15 protein-coding genes are annotated in these 16803 nt (G+C 65.9%); 6 read left to right on the top strand and 9 right to left on the bottom strand.

Features of this window, described 5'->3' with window-relative positions; all coding sequences use genetic code 11:
• Nucleotides 1-10: 10 nt before the first annotated feature.
• A complete protein-coding gene (locus ACTJI6_RS12740; protein ID WP_440801195.1) occupies nt 11-1087 on the bottom strand; it encodes a 2Fe-2S iron-sulfur cluster-binding protein in 1077 nt (358 codons plus the stop codon).
• Between the two features lie 7 nt (nt 1088-1094).
• The gene (locus ACTJI6_RS12735) at nt 1095-2327 is read right to left on the bottom strand and encodes an aromatic ring-hydroxylating oxygenase subunit alpha (protein ID WP_440801194.1); all 1233 of its coding nucleotides are present in this window, start codon (nt 2325-2327) and stop codon (nt 1095-1097) included.
• A gap of 389 nt (nt 2328-2716) precedes the next feature.
• Here ACTJI6_RS12735 and nrdH point away from each other — a divergent pair, with 389 nt between their 5' ends.
• The 4 genes from nrdH (at nt 2717) to nrdF (ending at nt 6518) form a co-directional block, all read left to right on the top strand.
• Complete coding sequence (nrdH, locus tag ACTJI6_RS12730) at nt 2717-2938, top strand: glutaredoxin-like protein NrdH (RefSeq protein WP_126153835.1); 222 nt, start codon at nt 2717-2719, stop codon at nt 2936-2938.
• A gap of 7 nt (nt 2939-2945) precedes the next feature.
• Nucleotides 2946-3359, top strand: coding sequence for a class Ib ribonucleoside-diphosphate reductase assembly flavoprotein NrdI (gene nrdI / locus ACTJI6_RS12725; RefSeq protein ID WP_440801192.1), 414 nt, complete (start codon nt 2946-2948; stop codon nt 3357-3359).
• Entirely contained in the window at nt 3344-5467 is a 2124-nt protein-coding gene (gene nrdE, locus ACTJI6_RS12720) for a class 1b ribonucleoside-diphosphate reductase subunit alpha (protein WP_440801191.1), read from the top strand. The genes nrdI and nrdE overlap by 16 nt, the downstream gene beginning before the upstream one ends.
• A 79-nt stretch (nt 5468-5546) precedes the next feature.
• Nucleotides 5547-6518: a class 1b ribonucleoside-diphosphate reductase subunit beta gene (gene nrdF, locus ACTJI6_RS12715; RefSeq protein WP_440801189.1), complete on the top strand. Its 972-nt coding sequence runs from the start codon at nt 5547-5549 to the stop codon at nt 6516-6518.
• On the opposite strand, the gene ACTJI6_RS12710 is transcribed toward nrdF, so the two are convergent.
• Nucleotides 6515-8122, bottom strand: a complete 1608-nt coding sequence (locus tag ACTJI6_RS12710; RefSeq protein ID WP_440801187.1) for an NAD(P)H-hydrate dehydratase — start codon at nt 8120-8122, stop codon at nt 6515-6517. The genes nrdF and ACTJI6_RS12710 overlap by 4 nt on opposite strands.
• A gap of 154 nt (nt 8123-8276) precedes the next feature.
• Here ACTJI6_RS12710 and ACTJI6_RS12705 point away from each other — a divergent pair, with 154 nt between their 5' ends.
• Nucleotides 8277-8615, top strand: coding sequence for a P-II family nitrogen regulator (locus ACTJI6_RS12705; RefSeq protein ID WP_126153840.1), 339 nt, complete (start codon nt 8277-8279; stop codon nt 8613-8615).
• 78 nt (nt 8616-8693) lie between these two features.
• Entirely contained in the window at nt 8694-10100 is a 1407-nt protein-coding gene (glnA, locus tag ACTJI6_RS12700; protein ID WP_440801186.1) for a type I glutamate--ammonia ligase, read from the top strand.
• A 46-nt stretch (nt 10101-10146) separates the two neighbouring features.
• Here the strand turns inward: glnA and ACTJI6_RS12695 are convergent, their stop codons facing one another.
• The 6 genes from ACTJI6_RS12695 to ACTJI6_RS12670 all read right to left on the bottom strand — a co-directional run bounded on the left by ACTJI6_RS12695 (nt 10147) and on the right by ACTJI6_RS12670 (nt 16802).
• Complete coding sequence (locus ACTJI6_RS12695; RefSeq protein ID WP_164555168.1) at nt 10147-11028, bottom strand: LysR family transcriptional regulator; 882 nt, start codon at nt 11026-11028, stop codon at nt 10147-10149.
• Between the two features lie 79 nt (nt 11029-11107).
• Nucleotides 11108-11359 carry a hypothetical protein gene (locus tag ACTJI6_RS12690; RefSeq protein ID WP_126153843.1) on the bottom strand — a complete coding sequence of 84 codons (252 nt, stop codon included), beginning with the start codon at nt 11357-11359 and terminating at the stop codon, nt 11108-11110.
• 122 nt (nt 11360-11481) lie between these two features.
• Nucleotides 11482-11991, bottom strand: coding sequence for a gluconokinase (locus ACTJI6_RS12685; RefSeq protein WP_241232701.1), 510 nt, complete (start codon nt 11989-11991; stop codon nt 11482-11484).
• Nucleotides 11988-13364, bottom strand: a complete 1377-nt coding sequence (locus ACTJI6_RS12680) for a GntP family permease (RefSeq protein WP_440801185.1) — start codon at nt 13362-13364, stop codon at nt 11988-11990. Before ACTJI6_RS12680 ends, ACTJI6_RS12685 begins: the two co-directional genes overlap by 4 nt.
• 172 nt (nt 13365-13536) lie before the next feature.
• Nucleotides 13537-14415, bottom strand: a complete 879-nt coding sequence (locus ACTJI6_RS12675; protein ID WP_440801184.1) for a transglutaminase family protein — start codon at nt 14413-14415, stop codon at nt 13537-13539.
• Complete coding sequence (locus ACTJI6_RS12670; RefSeq protein WP_440801183.1) at nt 14415-16802, bottom strand: circularly permuted type 2 ATP-grasp protein; 2388 nt, start codon at nt 16800-16802, stop codon at nt 14415-14417. Before ACTJI6_RS12670 ends, ACTJI6_RS12675 begins: the two co-directional genes overlap by 1 nt.
• Nucleotide 16803 lies beyond the last annotated feature (1 nt).

The raw sequence follows: 16803 nt of genomic DNA, 5'->3' as shown, positions 1-16803 counted from the left end.
GTCCGCTGTCCTAGACCTCGACCGCGATCGGGCCGAGGGGATGGGAACAGCAGGCCAGGATATAGCCGTCCTCGATGTCCTCGTCGCTGATGCCGCCGTTGTGGACCATATGCACCTCGCCCGAGATCTTGCGGATCTTGCAGGTGCCGCACAGGCCGAAGGTGCAGCCAGACGGGATGTTCAGGCCCGACCGCTTGGCGACCGCCAGAACCGTGTCGGTTTCCGCGCAGGGGGTGGTGACGCCGCTGGCCGCGAAGGTGATCTGGGCCTTTGCGCCTTCTTCGGGGGCCACATCGTCGATCACCGGGGCGTCGGCCTCGGTCTTGATGGGGGCGCCGAAGCTTTCCTGGTGGTAATGATCCATGTCGAAGCCAAGCGCCACCAGCATGTCGCGCACAGACTGCATGAAGGGTTCCGGCCCGCAGCAGAACACCTCTCGCTCCAGGTAATCGGGCGCCATCAGCCCCAGCATGATCTGGTTCAGTCGCCCCTGATAGCCGGTCCAGGCGGTAAAGGGGTCGTTCTGTTCCACCGTGAAGCGCAGTTGCAGGCCCGGCACGCGGTCGGCGAACTGTTCCAGGCGGCGGCGGAAGATGATGTCGGACGGGCTGCGGGCGGCGTGAACGAAGACGATGTCCGGCATCTCGCCCGAATCCCAGGCCCAGGTGGTCATCGACATCATCGGCGTGACGCCCGATCCGGCCGAGATGAACAGGTGCTTCTTCGCCGGGTGCCGGTGACTGGAAAAGATCCCCGACGGGCCATAGGCCTTGATCCGCATCCCCGGCCGCAGGTGGTCCAGCATCCAGCGGGTCGCCAGCGACGTGCGCTGCGCCTTGACCGTGACCGAGATCGACAAGGGCCGCGACGGGCTGGAACTGATCGTATAGGTCCGCTGCACGTTGCCGGACGGCAGCGGCAGGTCCAGCGTGATGAACTGCCCCGGCTGGTAATCGAACCACGCCCCCGACGGCGCCCGAAAGGTGAAGGTGGCGGCGTCCGCCGTTTCCGGCACCACCATCGCGCATTCCAGATGCTCGTCGTCGGACCACGGCTCGGCGGCCCAGTTCAGGCGTGGCTTCGGCATCCCGCGCTTACTCCGCTGCGACGCTGGTGGGGGTCAGGCGGCGGGCCATCAGCCCGCAATACCAGTCGATCAGGTGGATGACACCCGCTTCCTGGGTCGGCGAATAGGGGCCGGGCTGATAGGCGGGCGACAGGATCCCGCGCTGGTTTTCCTCGACCACCTGACGGTCCTCGCCATTGGTTGCCAACCAGACCTCGGTCAGGGCCTTGAGGTCATAGTCCTTGCCCTCGACCGCGTCCTTGTGGACCAGCCACTTGGTCGTGACCTCGGTTTCGGTGGGGCTGATCGGCAGGATGCGGAAGACGATGGCGTGGTCGGGCAGGAAGTGGTTCCAGGACGACGGGAAGTGATAGAACATCAGCGACCCCGCGTCGTTCCAGGGGATCGTGCCCATCCGCTGCGCCACAGCGGCCTTGCCCGACATGGTGAAGCTTTCCTGGTTGTCCATCAGCGGCACGCGGGCCATGCGCCACTGCATGTCGGGCGCGTTGGTGAACCGCGACGGCAGGTTGGCGGCATCGCAGCGCGCCCAGTGCGCGAGGATTTCCGGGCTGGCGGAATTCGGGCCTTCCATCACCGTCATCAGCGGATCGTCGGAATAGGTCCGGCACAGCGAGGGATGGGAGCCGCCGCAGTGATAGCATTCGCGGTTGTTTTCCATCACCAGCTTCCAGTTGCCCTTCTCGACGATGGTCGAACTGAAGGCGACCTTGCTGTCGGCGATGGCCGAGGGCAGGACATAGCGCGTCAGGTTCGCGGCCAGTTCGTTGATCGCGGGGGGCACTTGGGCCAGGCAGATGAACACCATGCCGCCCAGATCGACGCAATGGACCGGCTTCAGGCCGTATTTGCTGGCGTCGAAGCCTTCGCCCATGTCGCGCGCATACAGCAGCTTGCCGTCCAGGTCATAGGTCCACTGGTGATAGGGACAGACCAGTTTCGGATTGGAGCCGTTGGTCTTGGGGCACAACCGCTGGCCGCGATGGCGGCAGACGTTGTGGAACGCCCTGATCCGGCCGTCCGCGCCGCGGATGACGATCACCGGATAGGCGCCGACGTTCAGGGTGACGAAGTTGCCGGTCTTGGGGATCTCGCACGAGGGCAGCGCGAAGAGCCATTCGCGATACCAGATCTGTTCCAGGTCGTCCTGAAAGGTCTGTTCGCTGCAATACAGGTCGCGCGGCAGGGAAAAGCCGGGGACGCGTTCGGTGATCAGGCTGGCGGTAAAGGTCGTGTTCATGTCTGGACCCATCGAGGTGCTGGCTGCTATGTGACCCAAATTAGCCGCATTGCGACCGGGACGTGGCAGATTTGCGACCCCAAAATGCGCGATTGAGACATCGCCGCGCGGGCGGCGTTGTTTTGTCGCGGCATGGACGCGGCAATCCGGGGGCGGATGCCCGGCGTCATGGCAATTCGGCGCCGCCTCGGCCCCGAATCGCTTGTCAAGATGTTAACTAGATATTGACGATTGCGGCGCGCTCATGTCTATATGATGTAGTCGTGACGCCCTGCGGTTGTAGGGTGTGACCGGCAAGACATCATTGGCGGCGGATCGGGCCTTGCGGCGCGGCGGGATTCGGTTCCGCCCCGCGGCCCGCCGCCGACCACATAGAAGGAGCAGAGGCCATGACCATCACCGTTTATTCCAAGCCGGCCTGCGTGCAATGCACCGCGACCACCCGCGCCCTTGATGCGCGCGGGCTGTCCTATGACGTGATCGACCTGACCGAGGACGAGGCCGCGATGGAACGGGTGATGGCGCTTGGCTATCGGCAGGCGCCTGTGGTGGTGGCGGGGGACTCGCACTGGGCCGGCTTCCGTCCCGACATGATCGGCCGCCTGGCCTGATCCGGCCATGCCTGGGCTGGTCTTCTATTCCTCGGCCTCGGGGAACACGGCGCGTTTCGTGGCGCGCCTGGGCCTGCCCGCGCTGCGGATCCCGATGCGGCCGGGCGAGCCGATGCCTGCGGTCGATGCGCCCTTTGTGCTGATCTGCCCCACCTATGCCGACGGGCAGGGGCGCGGCGCGGTTCCGAAGCCGGTGATCCATTTCCTGAACGATCCCGCCTGCCGCGCATTGCTGCGCGGGGTGATCGGCACGGGAAACCGCAATTTCGGCGCGACCTATGCGCTGTCGGCCCGCGTGATCGCGGAAAAATGCAACGTCCCCGTGCTGTGGCGGTTCGAGCTGGCGGGAACGGACACCGATATTCAAAAGGTCCGCGCGGGCCTTCATCAATTCCGGGGGTTGGAATGCTTGACGGTCTGAAGCCAGAACTGGATTACCACGCGCTGAACGCGATGCTGAACCTGTATGACGCGGACGGCCGCATCCGGTTCGAGGCCGACCGCATGGCCGCGCGGCAGTATTTCCTGCAGCACGTGAACCAGAACACCGTCTTCTTCCACAACCTGGACGAAAAGCTGCGCTATCTGGTGGACGAAGGCTATTACGAGCCCGAGGTGCTGGACCAGTATTCCAAGAATTTCCAGCGCGCCATCTGGGACGCCGCCTATGCGCGCAAGTTCCGCTTTCCCACCTTCCTGGGCGCGTTCAAATATTACACCAGCTACACGCTGAAGACCCGCGACGGGCAGCGTTACCTGGAACGCTACGAGGATCGCGTGGTCATGGTCGCGCTGACGCTTGCGCGCGGGGACGAGGCGCTGGCGATGCGCTTCATGGAGGAGATGCTGTCGGGCCGCTTCCAGCCCGCGACGCCCACCTTCCTGAACGCGGGCAAGAAATCGCGGGGCGAGCTGATTTCCTGCTTCCTGCTGCGGATCGAGGACAACATGGAGTCCATCGGCCGGGCGATCAATTCGTCGCTGCAACTGTCCAAGCGCGGCGGGGGCGTGGCGCTGATGCTGACCAACATCCGCGAGGCCGGGGCGCCGATCAAGGGGATCGAGAACCAGTCCTCGGGCGTCATCCCGGTGATGAAACTGCTGGAGGACAGCTTCAGCTATGCCAACCAGCTGGGCGCGCGGCAGGGGGCTGGCGCGGTCTATCTGAACGCCCACCATCCCGACATCCTGCGCTTCCTGGACACCAAGCGCGAGAACGCGGACGAAAAGATCCGCATCAAGACGCTGTCGCTGGGCGTGGTCATCCCCGACATCACCTTCGAACTGGCCAAGAAGAACCAGGACATGTACCTGTTCTCGCCCCATGACGTGCAGAAGGTCTATGGCGTGCCTTTCTCGGACATTTCCGTGACCGAGAAATATGCCGAGATGGTGGACGACAAGCGCATCAAGAAGCGCAAGATCAACGCCCGCGAATTCTTCCAGACCATCGCCGAGATCCAGTTCGAGAGCGGCTATCCCTATATCATGTTCGAGGACACGGTGAACCGCGCCAACCCCATCCACGGGCGCATCACCATGTCGAACCTGTGCAGCGAGATCCTGCAAGTGAACGAGGCGTCCGAGTTCAACGAGGATCTGTCCTATTCGCACCTGGGCACGGATATTTCCTGCAATCTCGGCTCGCTGAACATCGCCGCGACCATGGACGGCCCGGACTTCGGCGCCACCATCGAGGCCGCGATCCGCGCCCTGACCGCCGTGTCGGAAATGTCGGCCATCGACGCCGTGCCCTCGATCCGGCGCGGCAATGACGAGGCGCATGCGGTGGGCCTGGGCCAGATGAACCTGCACGGCTTCCTGGCGCGCGAACGCATCCATTACGGATCGCCCGAGGGGGTCGAGTTCACCTCGGTCTATTTCGCCGCCGTGGCCTTCCACGCGATCCGCGCATCCAACTTGCTGGCGCAGGAGAAGGGCCTGACCTTCAAGGATTTCGACAAGTCGGCCTATGCGGACGGGTCGTTCTTCGACAAATACACCAGCCGCGACTGGCTGCCCACGCTGCCGGACGTGGCGCGCGTCTTCGAGGGCGTGACCCTGCCCACGCGCCAGGACTGGGCAGCGCTGAAAGCCGATGTGATGGAACACGGACTGTATAACCGCAACCTTCAGGCGGTGCCGCCCACGGGGTCGATCAGCTATATCAACAATTCGACCAGTTCGATCCATCCCATTGTTTCCAAGATCGAAATCCGCAAGGAGGGCAAGATCGGCCGGGTCTATTACCCCGCCGCCTTCATGTCGAACGAGAACCTGGAATACTATCGCGACGCCTATGAGATCGGCCCCGAGGCGATCATCGACACCTATGCCGCCGCGACCGAGCATGTCGATCAGGGCCTGTCGCTGACGCTGTTCTTCCCGGCCGAGGCCACGACCCGCGATATCAACCGCGCGCAGATCTATGCGTGGAAGAAGGGCATCAAGACCATCTACTACATCCGCTTGCGCCAGACCGCGCTGGAGGGGACCGAGGTTCAGGGCTGCGTGTCCTGCACCTTGTAAGGACCGTCGAACCGGGGGTTTCACACCCCCGGACCCCCGCGGGATATTTTTACACAGAAGATGAGAGGGGTTCTTCGCCATGAAGGATCAGCAGATGCGGACGGTCGCGCGCGCGATCAACTGGAACCGCCTGGACGACGAGAAGGACCTGGAGGTCTGGAACCGGCTGACGGTGAACTTCTGGCTGCCGGAAAAGGTGCCGCTGTCGAACGACGTGCAAAGCTGGGCGACGCTGCGTCCCCAGGAGCGGGAGCTGACGATCCGCGTCTTTACCGGCCTGACTCTGCTGGACACGGTGCAGAACACCATCGGCGCGCCTTCGATGATGCCGGATGCGATCACCCCGCATGAGGAGGCGGTGCTGTCCAACATCGCCTTCATGGAGGCGGTTCATGCGCGATCCTATAGCTCGATCTTCTCGACCCTGTGCCTGACCAAGGAGGTGGACGAGGCCTTCCGCTGGTCCGAGGAAAACCCGCATCTGCAGGGCAAGGCGCGGCTGATCCTGGACGAATACAAGGCGGGCAGCGATCCGCTGAAGCGCAAGATCGCCAGCGTTTTCCTGGAAAGCTTCCTGTTCTATTCGGGCTTCTATCTGCCGATGTACTGGTCCAGCCGCGCCAAGCTGACCAACACCGCCGACCTGATCCGGCTGATCATCCGCGACGAGGCGGTGCATGGTTATTACATCGGCTACAAGTATCAGCGCGGGCTGGAAAAGCTGTCCGAGGAGAAGCGGGCCGAGTTGAAGGACTTCGCCTTCTCGCTGATCTTCGAGCTTTACGATATCGAGCAGCGCTATACGGCCGAGCTTTACGATGGCATCGGCCTGACCGAGGACGTCAAGGCCTTCCTGCATTACAACGCGAACAAGGCCCTGCAGAACCTTGGTTATGAAGCGCTTTTCCCGCCCCAAGTCTGCGAGGTGAACCCCGCCATCCTGGCCGCCCTGTCGCCGGATAGCGAGAACCACGATTTCTTCAGCGGATCCGGGTCGTCCTATGTCATCGGCAAGGCCGTCGCGACCGAGGACGAGGACTGGGATTTCTAAGCCGTCTCGCGCAAGACCTGCGGGATCATCTCTGGCAGGTCGTCGGCGATCAGGCCGGGGCCGAAGGCGCGGGCGGCCTTGGCGTGGATCAGCGCGCCCAGGCCGGCGGCGTCCAGCGGTTGCAAGCCGCGCGCCAGCAGGCCGGTGATGATCCCCGCCAGCACGTCGCCGGCGCCCGCGGTGGCAAGCCAGGGGATGTCGAAGGCGGAATGGATGCGGGCGTGGCTATCTGGGGCGGCGATCACGGTATCCGGGCCTTTCAGCAGAACCACGGCACCACAGCGCGCGGCGGCGTCGCGGGCGGCGTCCAGTTTGGAATAGGCGGGGCCTTGGGTCGGCTTGGCGTCCAGACGCTCCGCAAGGTCGGGGAACAGGCGGGCGAATTCGCCCATGTGCGGAGTGAGGACGCAAGCGGCGTGCAGGGCGGCCATCAGGTCCGGCTCGCGCGACAGGGCAGTCAGCGCGTCTGCGTCCAGGACGGCAGCGCGCCGGGCGGGTAGGGCCTCGGCCAGCAGGGCGGTTGCGCGGTCGATGCCGCAGCCGGGACCGATGCAGATCGCATTGATGCGGGCGTCGGTCAGCAGGTGGCGCAGGGCGTCGGCATCGTCGATGGCGTGGCGCATCAGGGCGTCGGGGCGGCCTGAGTGTTCGAGCAGGGCGTCCTGCGGCGGTCCGACAGTCACCAGACCAGAGCCGATCCGCAGCGCCGCGCGGGCGGACAGGCGCGCGGCACCGCCCCTGGCAGGGCCTCCAGCAAGGATCAGGGCGTGGCCGTGGCTGTATTTGTGCTGGCTTGCGAACGCATGTTTCTTCAGCCGATCCGCGGGCGAAAGTCCGATCCGCCTCTCGTCCGGGATGCCGAAGTCTGGCCAGATGGCTTCAAGTCTGACGGGCCGCAAGCCTCGGCTGTCGAGATTACGCTCTCTCCACCGTTTCAACCCAATGTCGGCCACGATCAACTCGCCGCACAGAATTGGACCAAGGCCAATCAGATGGCCGGGCTTGGGGCTGTCGAAGGCAACGGTCAGCTGGGCGGGACTGTCAAAAGTGCCGCCTCCTTGGGGGAAAGGAAAGGGTTTGCCGCTCTCCAAGCACAGCCCACTGGGGCAATCGACAGCGACAAGTTGTTCGCGAAACCAGACCCCATCGCCGCCCCGTCCATAGATCCGTGCGAGGATTTCAGAGATTTCTCCTTCGGGTGGCCGGGTCATGCGGATGCCTAATATCGCATCGATATAAACGTCGCTGTCTGGGCCATGCATCACTTCGCTCTCGGTCAGCGCCCCGATCCCCCCGATCTTTCCCCACTGCCGTTTCATCTCGGTCGCGTCCGGCCCCGGCGTGTTGTCCATTCCCAGCACCCGCACCCGCCATCCCGCCCGGTGCAGCAGCCGCGCCACCACATAGCCGTCGCCGCCGTTGTTGCCCGGACCGCACAGCACCGTGACCCGCCCCGGCTTGGGCCAGCGAAGGCGAATCTGCCCTGCCACGGCGCTGCCCGCCCGTTCCATCAGTTCCAGTCCCGTAACCTTGCCGCTGGCCATGGCGGCGGATTCGATGGCGCGGATTTGGGCGGTCGTCAGAACTTCGGTGCCTGTCAGCATGGCGTCTGCCTTTTAATTCATCATCAAGCGCAAAAAACAGGCACAAAACCCGGCTCTCTGGGGTTGCAGCGGCAATCCGCATCGCCGCCCGTTTACCCGTGCCATGAAACCCGCCAATCAGGCTTCAGACAAGCCGCGAGGAAGGATCATTGCGATGAAGAAGATCGAGGCGATCATCAAGCCGTTCAAGCTGGACGATGTGAAGGAGGCGCTTCAGGAAGTGGGCGTGCAGGGTCTTTCCGTCACCGAGGTCAAGGGCTTCGGCCGCCAGAAGGGTCATACCGAGCTTTATCGCGGCGCGGAATACGTGGTCGATTTCCTGCCCAAGGTGAAGATCGAGATGGTGCTGCCGGACGACCAGGTCGATGCCGCCATCGACGCCATCGTCGGCGCCGCCCGTACCGAGAAGATCGGCGACGGCAAGATCTTCGTCTCTCCGGTCGAGCAGGCGATCCGCATCCGCACGGGCGAAACCGGCGACGACGCCGTCTGAACCCGTCACGCAATTCCAGAATGACTTTCGTGCCCGGCGTCAGGATGGCCGGGCCGCAGCTACGAAGAAAGGGAAGAGATGAAAGTCAATGATGTCTTGGCTCTGCTGAAGGACGAGGAGGTCGCCTATGTCGACGTCCGCTTCACCGATCCCAAGGGCAAGCTTCAGCATGTGACGCTGGACGTGGATCTGATCAACGAGGACTTCTTCGAGGAAGGCTTCATGTTCGACGGATCGTCCATCGCGGGCTGGAAGTCGATCGACCAGTCCGACATGAAGCTGATCCCGGATCCGGCCTCGGTCTATCTGGATCCGTTCTATGCCGAAAAGACGCTGTGCGTGCATTGCAACGTGGTCGAGCCGGATACCAGCGAGGCCTATGCCCGCGACCCGCGCGGCACCGCCGTCAAGGCCGAGGCCTATCTGAAATCCACCGGCATCGGCGACGCCTTCTATTGCGGCCCCGAGGCCGAGTTCTTCATCTTCGACGACGTGCGCTATTCGGTCACGCCGCAGAAGGTCAGCTTCCAGATCGATTCGGTCGACGCCGCCTGGAACACCGACACCGAATACGAGATGGGCAACCAGGGCCATCGCGCGGCCCACAAGGGCGGCTATTTCCCGGTGAACCCCATCGACGCGGGCCAGGACATCCGCGGCGAGATGCTGTCCACCATGAAGCGGATGGGCATGAAGGTCGACAAGCACCATCACGAGGTCGCCAGCGGCCAGCACGAGCTGGGGCTGATCTTCGGCGGGCTGACAGAACAGGCCGACAACATCCAGAAGTACAAATACGTCATCCACAACGTCGCCCATGCCTATGGCAAGTCGGTGACCTTCATGCCCAAGCCCATGAAGGGCGACAACGGGTCGGGGATGCACGTCAACATGTCGATCTGGAAGGACGGCAAGCCGCTGTTCGCGGGGGACAAATATGCCGACCTGAGCCAGGAGGCGCTGTATTTCATCGGCGGCATCCTGAAGCACGCCAAGGCGCTGAACGCGCTGACCAATCCCAGCACGAACAGCTACAAGCGGCTGATTCCCGGCTTCGAGGCGCCGGTGCTGCGCGCCTATTCCGCGCGCAACCGTTCCGGCTGCGTCCGCATTCCGTGGACCGAATCGCCGAAGGCCAAGCGTGTGGAAGCCCGCTTCCCCGATCCGTCGGCCAACCCCTATCTGGCTTTCGCGGCGCTGCTGATGGCGGGCCTGGACGGGATCAAGAACCGGATCGACCCCGGCCCCGCGTCGGACAAGGATCTGTACGACCTGCCGCCGGAAGAACTGGCCGAAATTCCGACCGTCTGCGGTTCCCTGCGCGAGGCGCTGGAAGAACTGGAGAAGGACATGGACTTCCTGCTGGCGGGCGACGTGTTCACCCGCGACCAGCTCGAATCCTATATCAAGCTGAAATGGGAAGAGGTCTATGCCTATGAGCATACGCCCCATCCCATCGAATACGCTATGTATTACAGCTGCTGAACCGCAGCGTCAGCGATACCGGAAGCCGCCCTTGGGGCGGCTTTCTTCATGACAGCCGCAGCTTGGTCGCGAAATCCAAAAAGCTGCGCATCGCCCCGGTCAGCAGCTTGCCCGAGGGATAGACCAGGTTCACCGGCAGGTCGGGCAGCGTGTATTCGGGCATCAGCACCTCCAGCCTGCCCGCCGCCACGTCGTCGCGCACCAGGAATTCCGGCAGCAGCGCGACCCCCTGACCGTTCAGCGCCATGGCATGCAGCAATTCCGTGTTGTTGCTGGAAAAGCTGGGCCTGACCAGTTGGCGGATCGTGCGGCTGCCGCGGCGCAGGGGCCAGGTCAGGTTGCCGGGCAGGTTGGTGTAATGCAGGCAATCGTGCCGCAGCAGGTCGGCGGGGCGTTCCGGGCGGCCGTTGCTGTCCAGATAGCCGGACGCGGCCACCAGCCGGATCTGCACCGAATGCAGCTTGCGCGCGTGCAGGGTGGAATCCCGCAGATTGCCGATGCGGATCACCGCGTCGAAGCCCTGGCCGATGATGTCGCTGGCGCCGTCGTCCAGCATGACCTGCAACTGGATGTCGCGATACCGCTCCATGAAGTCCAGCAGATGCGGCTGCAATACCTTCAGCGTATAGAAGATCGGGCTGCCGATCTTGAGGATGCCGGACTGACTGCCCGAGGCGGCCTTGACCGATTCCGTCGCCTCGTCCAGCCGCGCAAGGATTTCGCGCAGATCGCGGCAATAGGACAGGCCGACCGCCGTGGGCGTCACCTTGCGGGTGGTGCGCGTCAGCAGCCGGACGCCCAGGTCGGCTTCCAGGTCGGCGACATGCTTGCTGCACAGGCTGCGGGAAATGCCCAGGCGCAGGGCGGCGGTTGAAAAGCTGCCCTCATCGACGACGCTGACGAATGTGCGGAAGACACCGATATCCATGCACGCCACCATGCACCGGGCCGCCGAAAAGGAAAACCGCCCCTTGTGAGGGGGGCGGTTCGAGCGCGGAACGGGCCGTTCAGCGGGTATAGGTCGAACGCGGGCCGGGGGCGGTGAAGTCGCTGACCGTCACTTCGGTGTTGGCGTCCACACCGCGCCGCGCAAGCTCCTTGCCGGACAGCACCTTCGCCGCCTTCACCTGCACGCTGTGGGCGGCGACGACCGGGGCGGTCGGCATGTCGGCATCGGGATTGCCCGCGTTGAAGCTGGCGGCTTGGGCAGTGCCGGTGGCCAGGATCAGGGCGCCAAGAACAGTTGCAAAGGTTTTCATCGTATTGCTCATCGTGTTTGTCGTTTCCATGACAAGGGATATAAGCCGATGAAATGTCAGGGATTAGTATGCCTCTGCTGGCTTCAGTGTTCAACGATGCTGCACAATCATGCGTCGGTCCGTCAGGCCAGCCCCAGCATCCGCACCGCCGCCCGCACCTGATCCTCGACCGGCAGCGCCAGGTCCACGACCGCGCCGTCCTCGTCTTCCGCCAGCGGTTCCAGCGCCGCCAGTTGCGATTCCAGCAGCTTCGGCGGGAAGAAATGCCCGGCGCGGTGGTTCAGCCGTTCGGCCAGCAATTCGCGCGGGCCGTGGATGTGCAGGAACCGCACGCGGGGCGCGCCGCCGCGCAGGATGTCGCGATAGGCGCGCTTCAACGCCGAACAGCCCAGGACCAGGCTTTCGCCCCGCGCCTCGGCTGCGGCGATCTGGTCGGCCAGGGCCTGCAGCCAGGGGGCGCGGTCGGTGTCGTCCAGGGGCGTGCCCTCGGCCATCTTTCTGACATTCGCTTCCGGGTGGAAGCTGTCGCCTTCCACGAAGGGCCAGCCCATCCGCTGGGCCAGGGCGGCGCCGGTGGTGGTCTTGCCGCTGCCCGACACCCCCATCACCACGATATGCTGCGGCCCTGTCACAGCAGCCACCATCCCAGCAGGGCGAAGCCGAAGCCGATGCTGCCCAGCAGGGTTTCCATCACCGTCCAGGTCTTCAGCGTGGTCCTTTCGTCCATGTTGAGGAACCGCCCGACCAGCCAGAAGCCGGAATCGTTGAAATGGCTCAGCACCGTGGCTCCGCCCGCGATGGCGATGACCAGGAAGCAGCGGTCCAGTTCGGACAGGCCGGTGGTCGCGGCGACGGTGGGGGCGATCAGCCCGGCGGTGGTGGTCAGCGCCACCGTGGCCGATCCCTGCGCCACCCGCAGCGCGGTCGAGATCACGAAGGCCGCCACGATCAGCGGCATCCCGACCGATTCGAGGCTGCCCGCAAGCGCCTGGCCCACGCCGCTGGCGCGCAGCACGCCGCCGAACATGCCGCCCGCGCCGGTGACCAGGATGATGGCGCAGATCGGGCCAAGGGCGCGGTCCACGATCCGTTCGACCTCGGACGCGGGCTTGCCCTTGCCCAGGATCGCCATCGCCACCAGCAGCGTGATCAGCAGCGCCACGGGCGTCTGGCCCAGCAAACGCAGGCCGATGATCCAGGCGGCCTCTGCGTCCACCACGCCGATGGTCGCCAGGGTGTTCAGCCCGGTGTTGAGGAAGATCAGCCCCAGCGGCAGCAGCAGGACCAGCATCACCTGCCCGAAGCGCGGCACCGGCCCGGCGGTGTCCCGCGTCAGGTCGGCTCCCAGCAGTTCCGGGACAGGAACCACGAACCGCTTGCCGGCCCATTGCCCGAACAGATAGGCGCCCAGATACCAGGTGGGGATCGCGACGATCACGCCCACGATCAGCAGCAGCCCGATATCCGCCCCCAGCAGGTCGCCCGCCGCGACGGGGCCGGGATGGGGCGGCACGAAGGCGTGCATCACCGCGAAGGCCCCGGCGGCGGGCAACGCATACAGCAGCACGGACCCCCCGAACCGCAGGGCCACGCTGAAGATGATCGGCAGCATCACCACCAGCCCGGCGTCGAAGAAGATCGGAAAGCCGAACAGCAGCGACGCGATCCCCAGGGCAAAGGGCGCGCGGCGTTCCCCGAACTGGGCGATCAGCCGGTCGGCCAGAACCTGCGCGCCGCCCGTCACCTCCAGCAGGCGGCCGATCATGGCGCCGAACCCGACCAGCAGCGCGACGGACGCGAGCGTGCTGCCGAAGCCTTGCAGCAGGGTGGGCATCACGTCGTTCAGCGGAATGCCCGCGACAAGGGCCGTGACCAGGCTGACCAGCACCAGGGCGATGAAGGCGTGCATCTTCAGCCGCATGATCAGGAACAGCAGCAGCACGATCGCCAAGGCTGCGATGATCAGCAGCGTGGCGGTGCCATAGACCGGCTCGATCGGTGTCATGAAAACCTCCCCCCAATTCGTTAGCGCAAACAGGTCGCGCTTCTTACAACCAAAATCGCGACCGCGTGAAGCCATCAAATCCATGGCAGCGGGCTTGTATCGCCCCCAGCTTGGCACGGCTTTGGCGCAGGGTCATCCCTGATTGTCGCGGGGCGCGGCGGGGCCGGGACGGTTATTCCTCGGCGACGATGTCGACGCTGTGGCTGCCCGATTGCGACCCGGCCAGCCGCATGGATCCGGTGACGGGGGCCACGTCGCCATAGTCGCGGCCATAGCCGATGGTGACGTGATCGGCGCCCACGAAGCAGGCATTGGTGGGGTCGTATTCGCACCAGCCCGCCTCGGCCCCGGTCCAGGCGCGGACCCAGGCGTGCATGGCGTCGGCGCCCTCCAGCCGGGGCCTGCCGGGCGGCGGCACGGTGCGCAGGAAGCCCGAGACATAGGCCCCCGGAACGCCGATGCTGCGCAGCCCCGAGATCATGATCTGCGAGAAATCCTGGCAGACCCCCTGCCGCCCGGCAAAGGCGTCGGCGATGGGGGTGTCGACCTCGGTCGCGGCGGAATCGAAGCGCATGTGGGCGTGGATGGCGCGGCCCAGGGATTGCACCGCATCGCGCAGGGTGGCCGCACCGGCGCAGGCGGCGCGGGCGAAATCGGCGATGGCCGGGACGTGCGGGATGCGGGGCGAAGGGCGCAGGAAGTGATGCGGTGAATGGGGGCCAAGATCGGTGATCTCGGCCAGGTCCAGGGCCAGGGAGGCGGGGCTGGCCGACAGGTCCAGTTCGGTCTCGTCCCCGTGGCGCAGCACACGGCCCGACATGTCGAAGCGCAGCTGCGTCAGACCGGCGGGCAGGACCAGCTGCGTCACCTCGTTGCCGAAGAAATCGGTGAAGCCGCTGCGCTCGACCGGAGGCGGGGTGACGGTGATGGCGGTCTGCTGGACCTCTTGCAGGCCCGGCAGGTCGGCGGGGGTGATGCGCAGAAGCTGCCGCCCGGCGCCCGTCGGACGGGCGAAGTCATAGCGGAAGGACAGGCGCAGGCGGTACAGCATCAGGGAAAATAGGCGGCGGTCAGCAGGTCGGACAGCCCGCCGATGCGCCCGCGCAGCGACCACAGCGCGTCGGTCGTCAGGCTGTCGGGATCGGCGGTGGCCAGGTCGGCGTGCAGGCGCAGGACCGCGCGCGCCAGCGGAGACAGGGCACCGTGGTCGTTGGCGGCGGGCAGCATGTCCACCTGTTCGCGCAGCCCGTCGATCTGGTGGCGCAGCGCGCGCGGATTCAGCGGGTCCAGCGCCAGCAGGTCGATGACCGTCGCGCGGGACGCATCCAGGGTGAAGCGGCGGCGATGGGTCAGCACACTGTCGCCGACCTCGATCGCCAGGTCCAGGGCGCCTTCGGGCGCGGCCTCGTCGCACAGCACCGCCAGCAGCGCCGCGGTGCCCATGGCGCGTTCGTGCAGCCGCCCGATCGTCAGGAACCGCCAGCCGACGAAGCGGTACATGTTTTCATGCACCAGCCCCGAGATCCCCGCCAGCTTGCGCAGCAGCGCCGACAGAGCGCGGGCAGCGTCGTCGCCCGGCGCCACGCGGGGGGCCAGGGCGCGGGCGCTGCGGTCGATATCGTGCAGCGCCGACCAGGCATCGGGGGAAAAGCGGTCGCGCACCCGGCCCGCGCTGCCGATAGCGGCGGCCAGGTTGTCCAGCAGCTTTTGCGGAATGGGCGCGGCGGGGTCGATGCCCATCTGCCGGAACAGCGGATCGAACCCCTCCAGCAGCCCCGCCCCCGCATCGCCCGATTCCGCCAGGCGCATGTGATAGGCCCGCATCAGCCGCACGATCCCCTCGGCCCGTTCGGCATAGCGGCCCAGCCAGAACAGGTTGTCGGCCGCCCGCGCGGGCAGGCCGCCGGGGATCAGGCGCTTGTCGGCGGCGCTTGCCTGCCGGGCCAGGCTGATCGCCGGCACCGGATCGCGCCCGACCACCCAGACATCCGCCGCCGCCCCGCCGTCCTGCATGGCGATGGCCGAGGCGTCGCCCGACGCGCCGATCCGGGCGAAGCCGCCGGGCATCACCGTCCAGCCTTCGGCGGTGCGGGCCAGATAGACGCGCAGCGTCATCGGGCGCGGCACCAGCCTGCCCTCCACCAGGGCGGGGGTGGTGGACAGGGTGACGGCTTCCTGCGCGACCAGATCGCCGCCGCCATGGTCCAGCCTGAGGGCGAGCGTCTGAGGCGACAGCGCGGCTGCCCGGATCAGGTCGTCCTTGGGATCGAAGGGCGCGCGCGTGGTCAGCGCGTCGGCCAGCACCATCCTGCGGGGATCCGCCCGCACCTCGGCCCGCGCGGATGCCGTGCCGCACCACCAGGTCGCGATATTCGGCATGGCCAGCGGCGCACGCACCAGTTCGGGCGCAAGCTGCGGCAGGAAGGCCATCAGGGCGCGGGTCTCCAACACCCCCGACCCCAGGGCGTTGACCATCGTCACCGTGCCCGCCCGCAGCGCGGCCATCATGCCGGGGGTGCCAATCCGCGAGGCTGGGTCCAATTCCAGCGGGTCGGCATAGTTCCCGTCCAGCCTGCGCCACAGCACGTCGACCGGGGCCATCCCCTGTACGCTGCGCACCATCAGCCGGTCGCTGGCCACGACCAGGTCGTCGCCCTCCAGCAGGGTGAAGCCCAGATAGCGGGCGATATAGGCATGTTCGAAATAGGTTTCGTTCATCGGGCCGGGGGTCAGGATCGCCACCCGGCCGTCCCGGTCGCCCGCCTGGTCGCGCAAGGCGTCGCGGAAGGCGCGGAAGAACCCGGCAAGGCGGTGCACATTGCCTGCGGCGTAAAGTTCGGAATAGGCGCGGGTCATGGCGACGCGATTTTCCAGGGCATAGCCCGCGCCCGAGGGCGCTTGGGTGCGGTCTGCCAGAACCCACCACTGCCCGTCGGGGCCGCGCCCCAGCTCGAAAGCCAGGAAATGCAGGAAATGCCCGCCGCGCGGCGTGACGCCCACCATCGGGCGCAACCATTCCGGGTTGCCCGCGACCAGGGCGGCGGGCAACTGCCCCGAGGCGACAAGCTGGTTCGGGCCGTAGAGATCGGCGATCACCGCCTCCAGCAGGTCGGCGCGCTGCGTCAGGGCATGGGCGATCCGGGACCATTCGTCCTCGGCCAGCAGGACGGGAATCTGGCTCAGCGGCCAGGGGCGTTCGACGGACTGTCCTTCGCCGTATTGGCGATAGAAGACCCCGCTATCCAGAAGATAGCGGTCGGCGCGGGCCAGGTCGCGGGTCAGCTCCTCGTCCGACAGCGCGTCCAGATGGGCCATCAGCCTGCGCCAGGGCGGGTGGATCAGGCCATCCGGGCCGACCATCTCGTCCGGGATGCCGGGCAGCGGGCGATAGGACGCGCTGCGCGGCTGTCCCATGGCAAAGGCGGCCTCGCCGGTCATG

The sequence above is a fragment of the Paracoccus sp. 22332 genome (assembly GCF_052045125.1).
GTDB lineage: Bacteria > Pseudomonadota > Alphaproteobacteria > Rhodobacterales > Rhodobacteraceae > Paracoccus > Paracoccus haematequi_A.
This window is presented reverse-complemented; position numbering and strand designations above follow the sequence as displayed.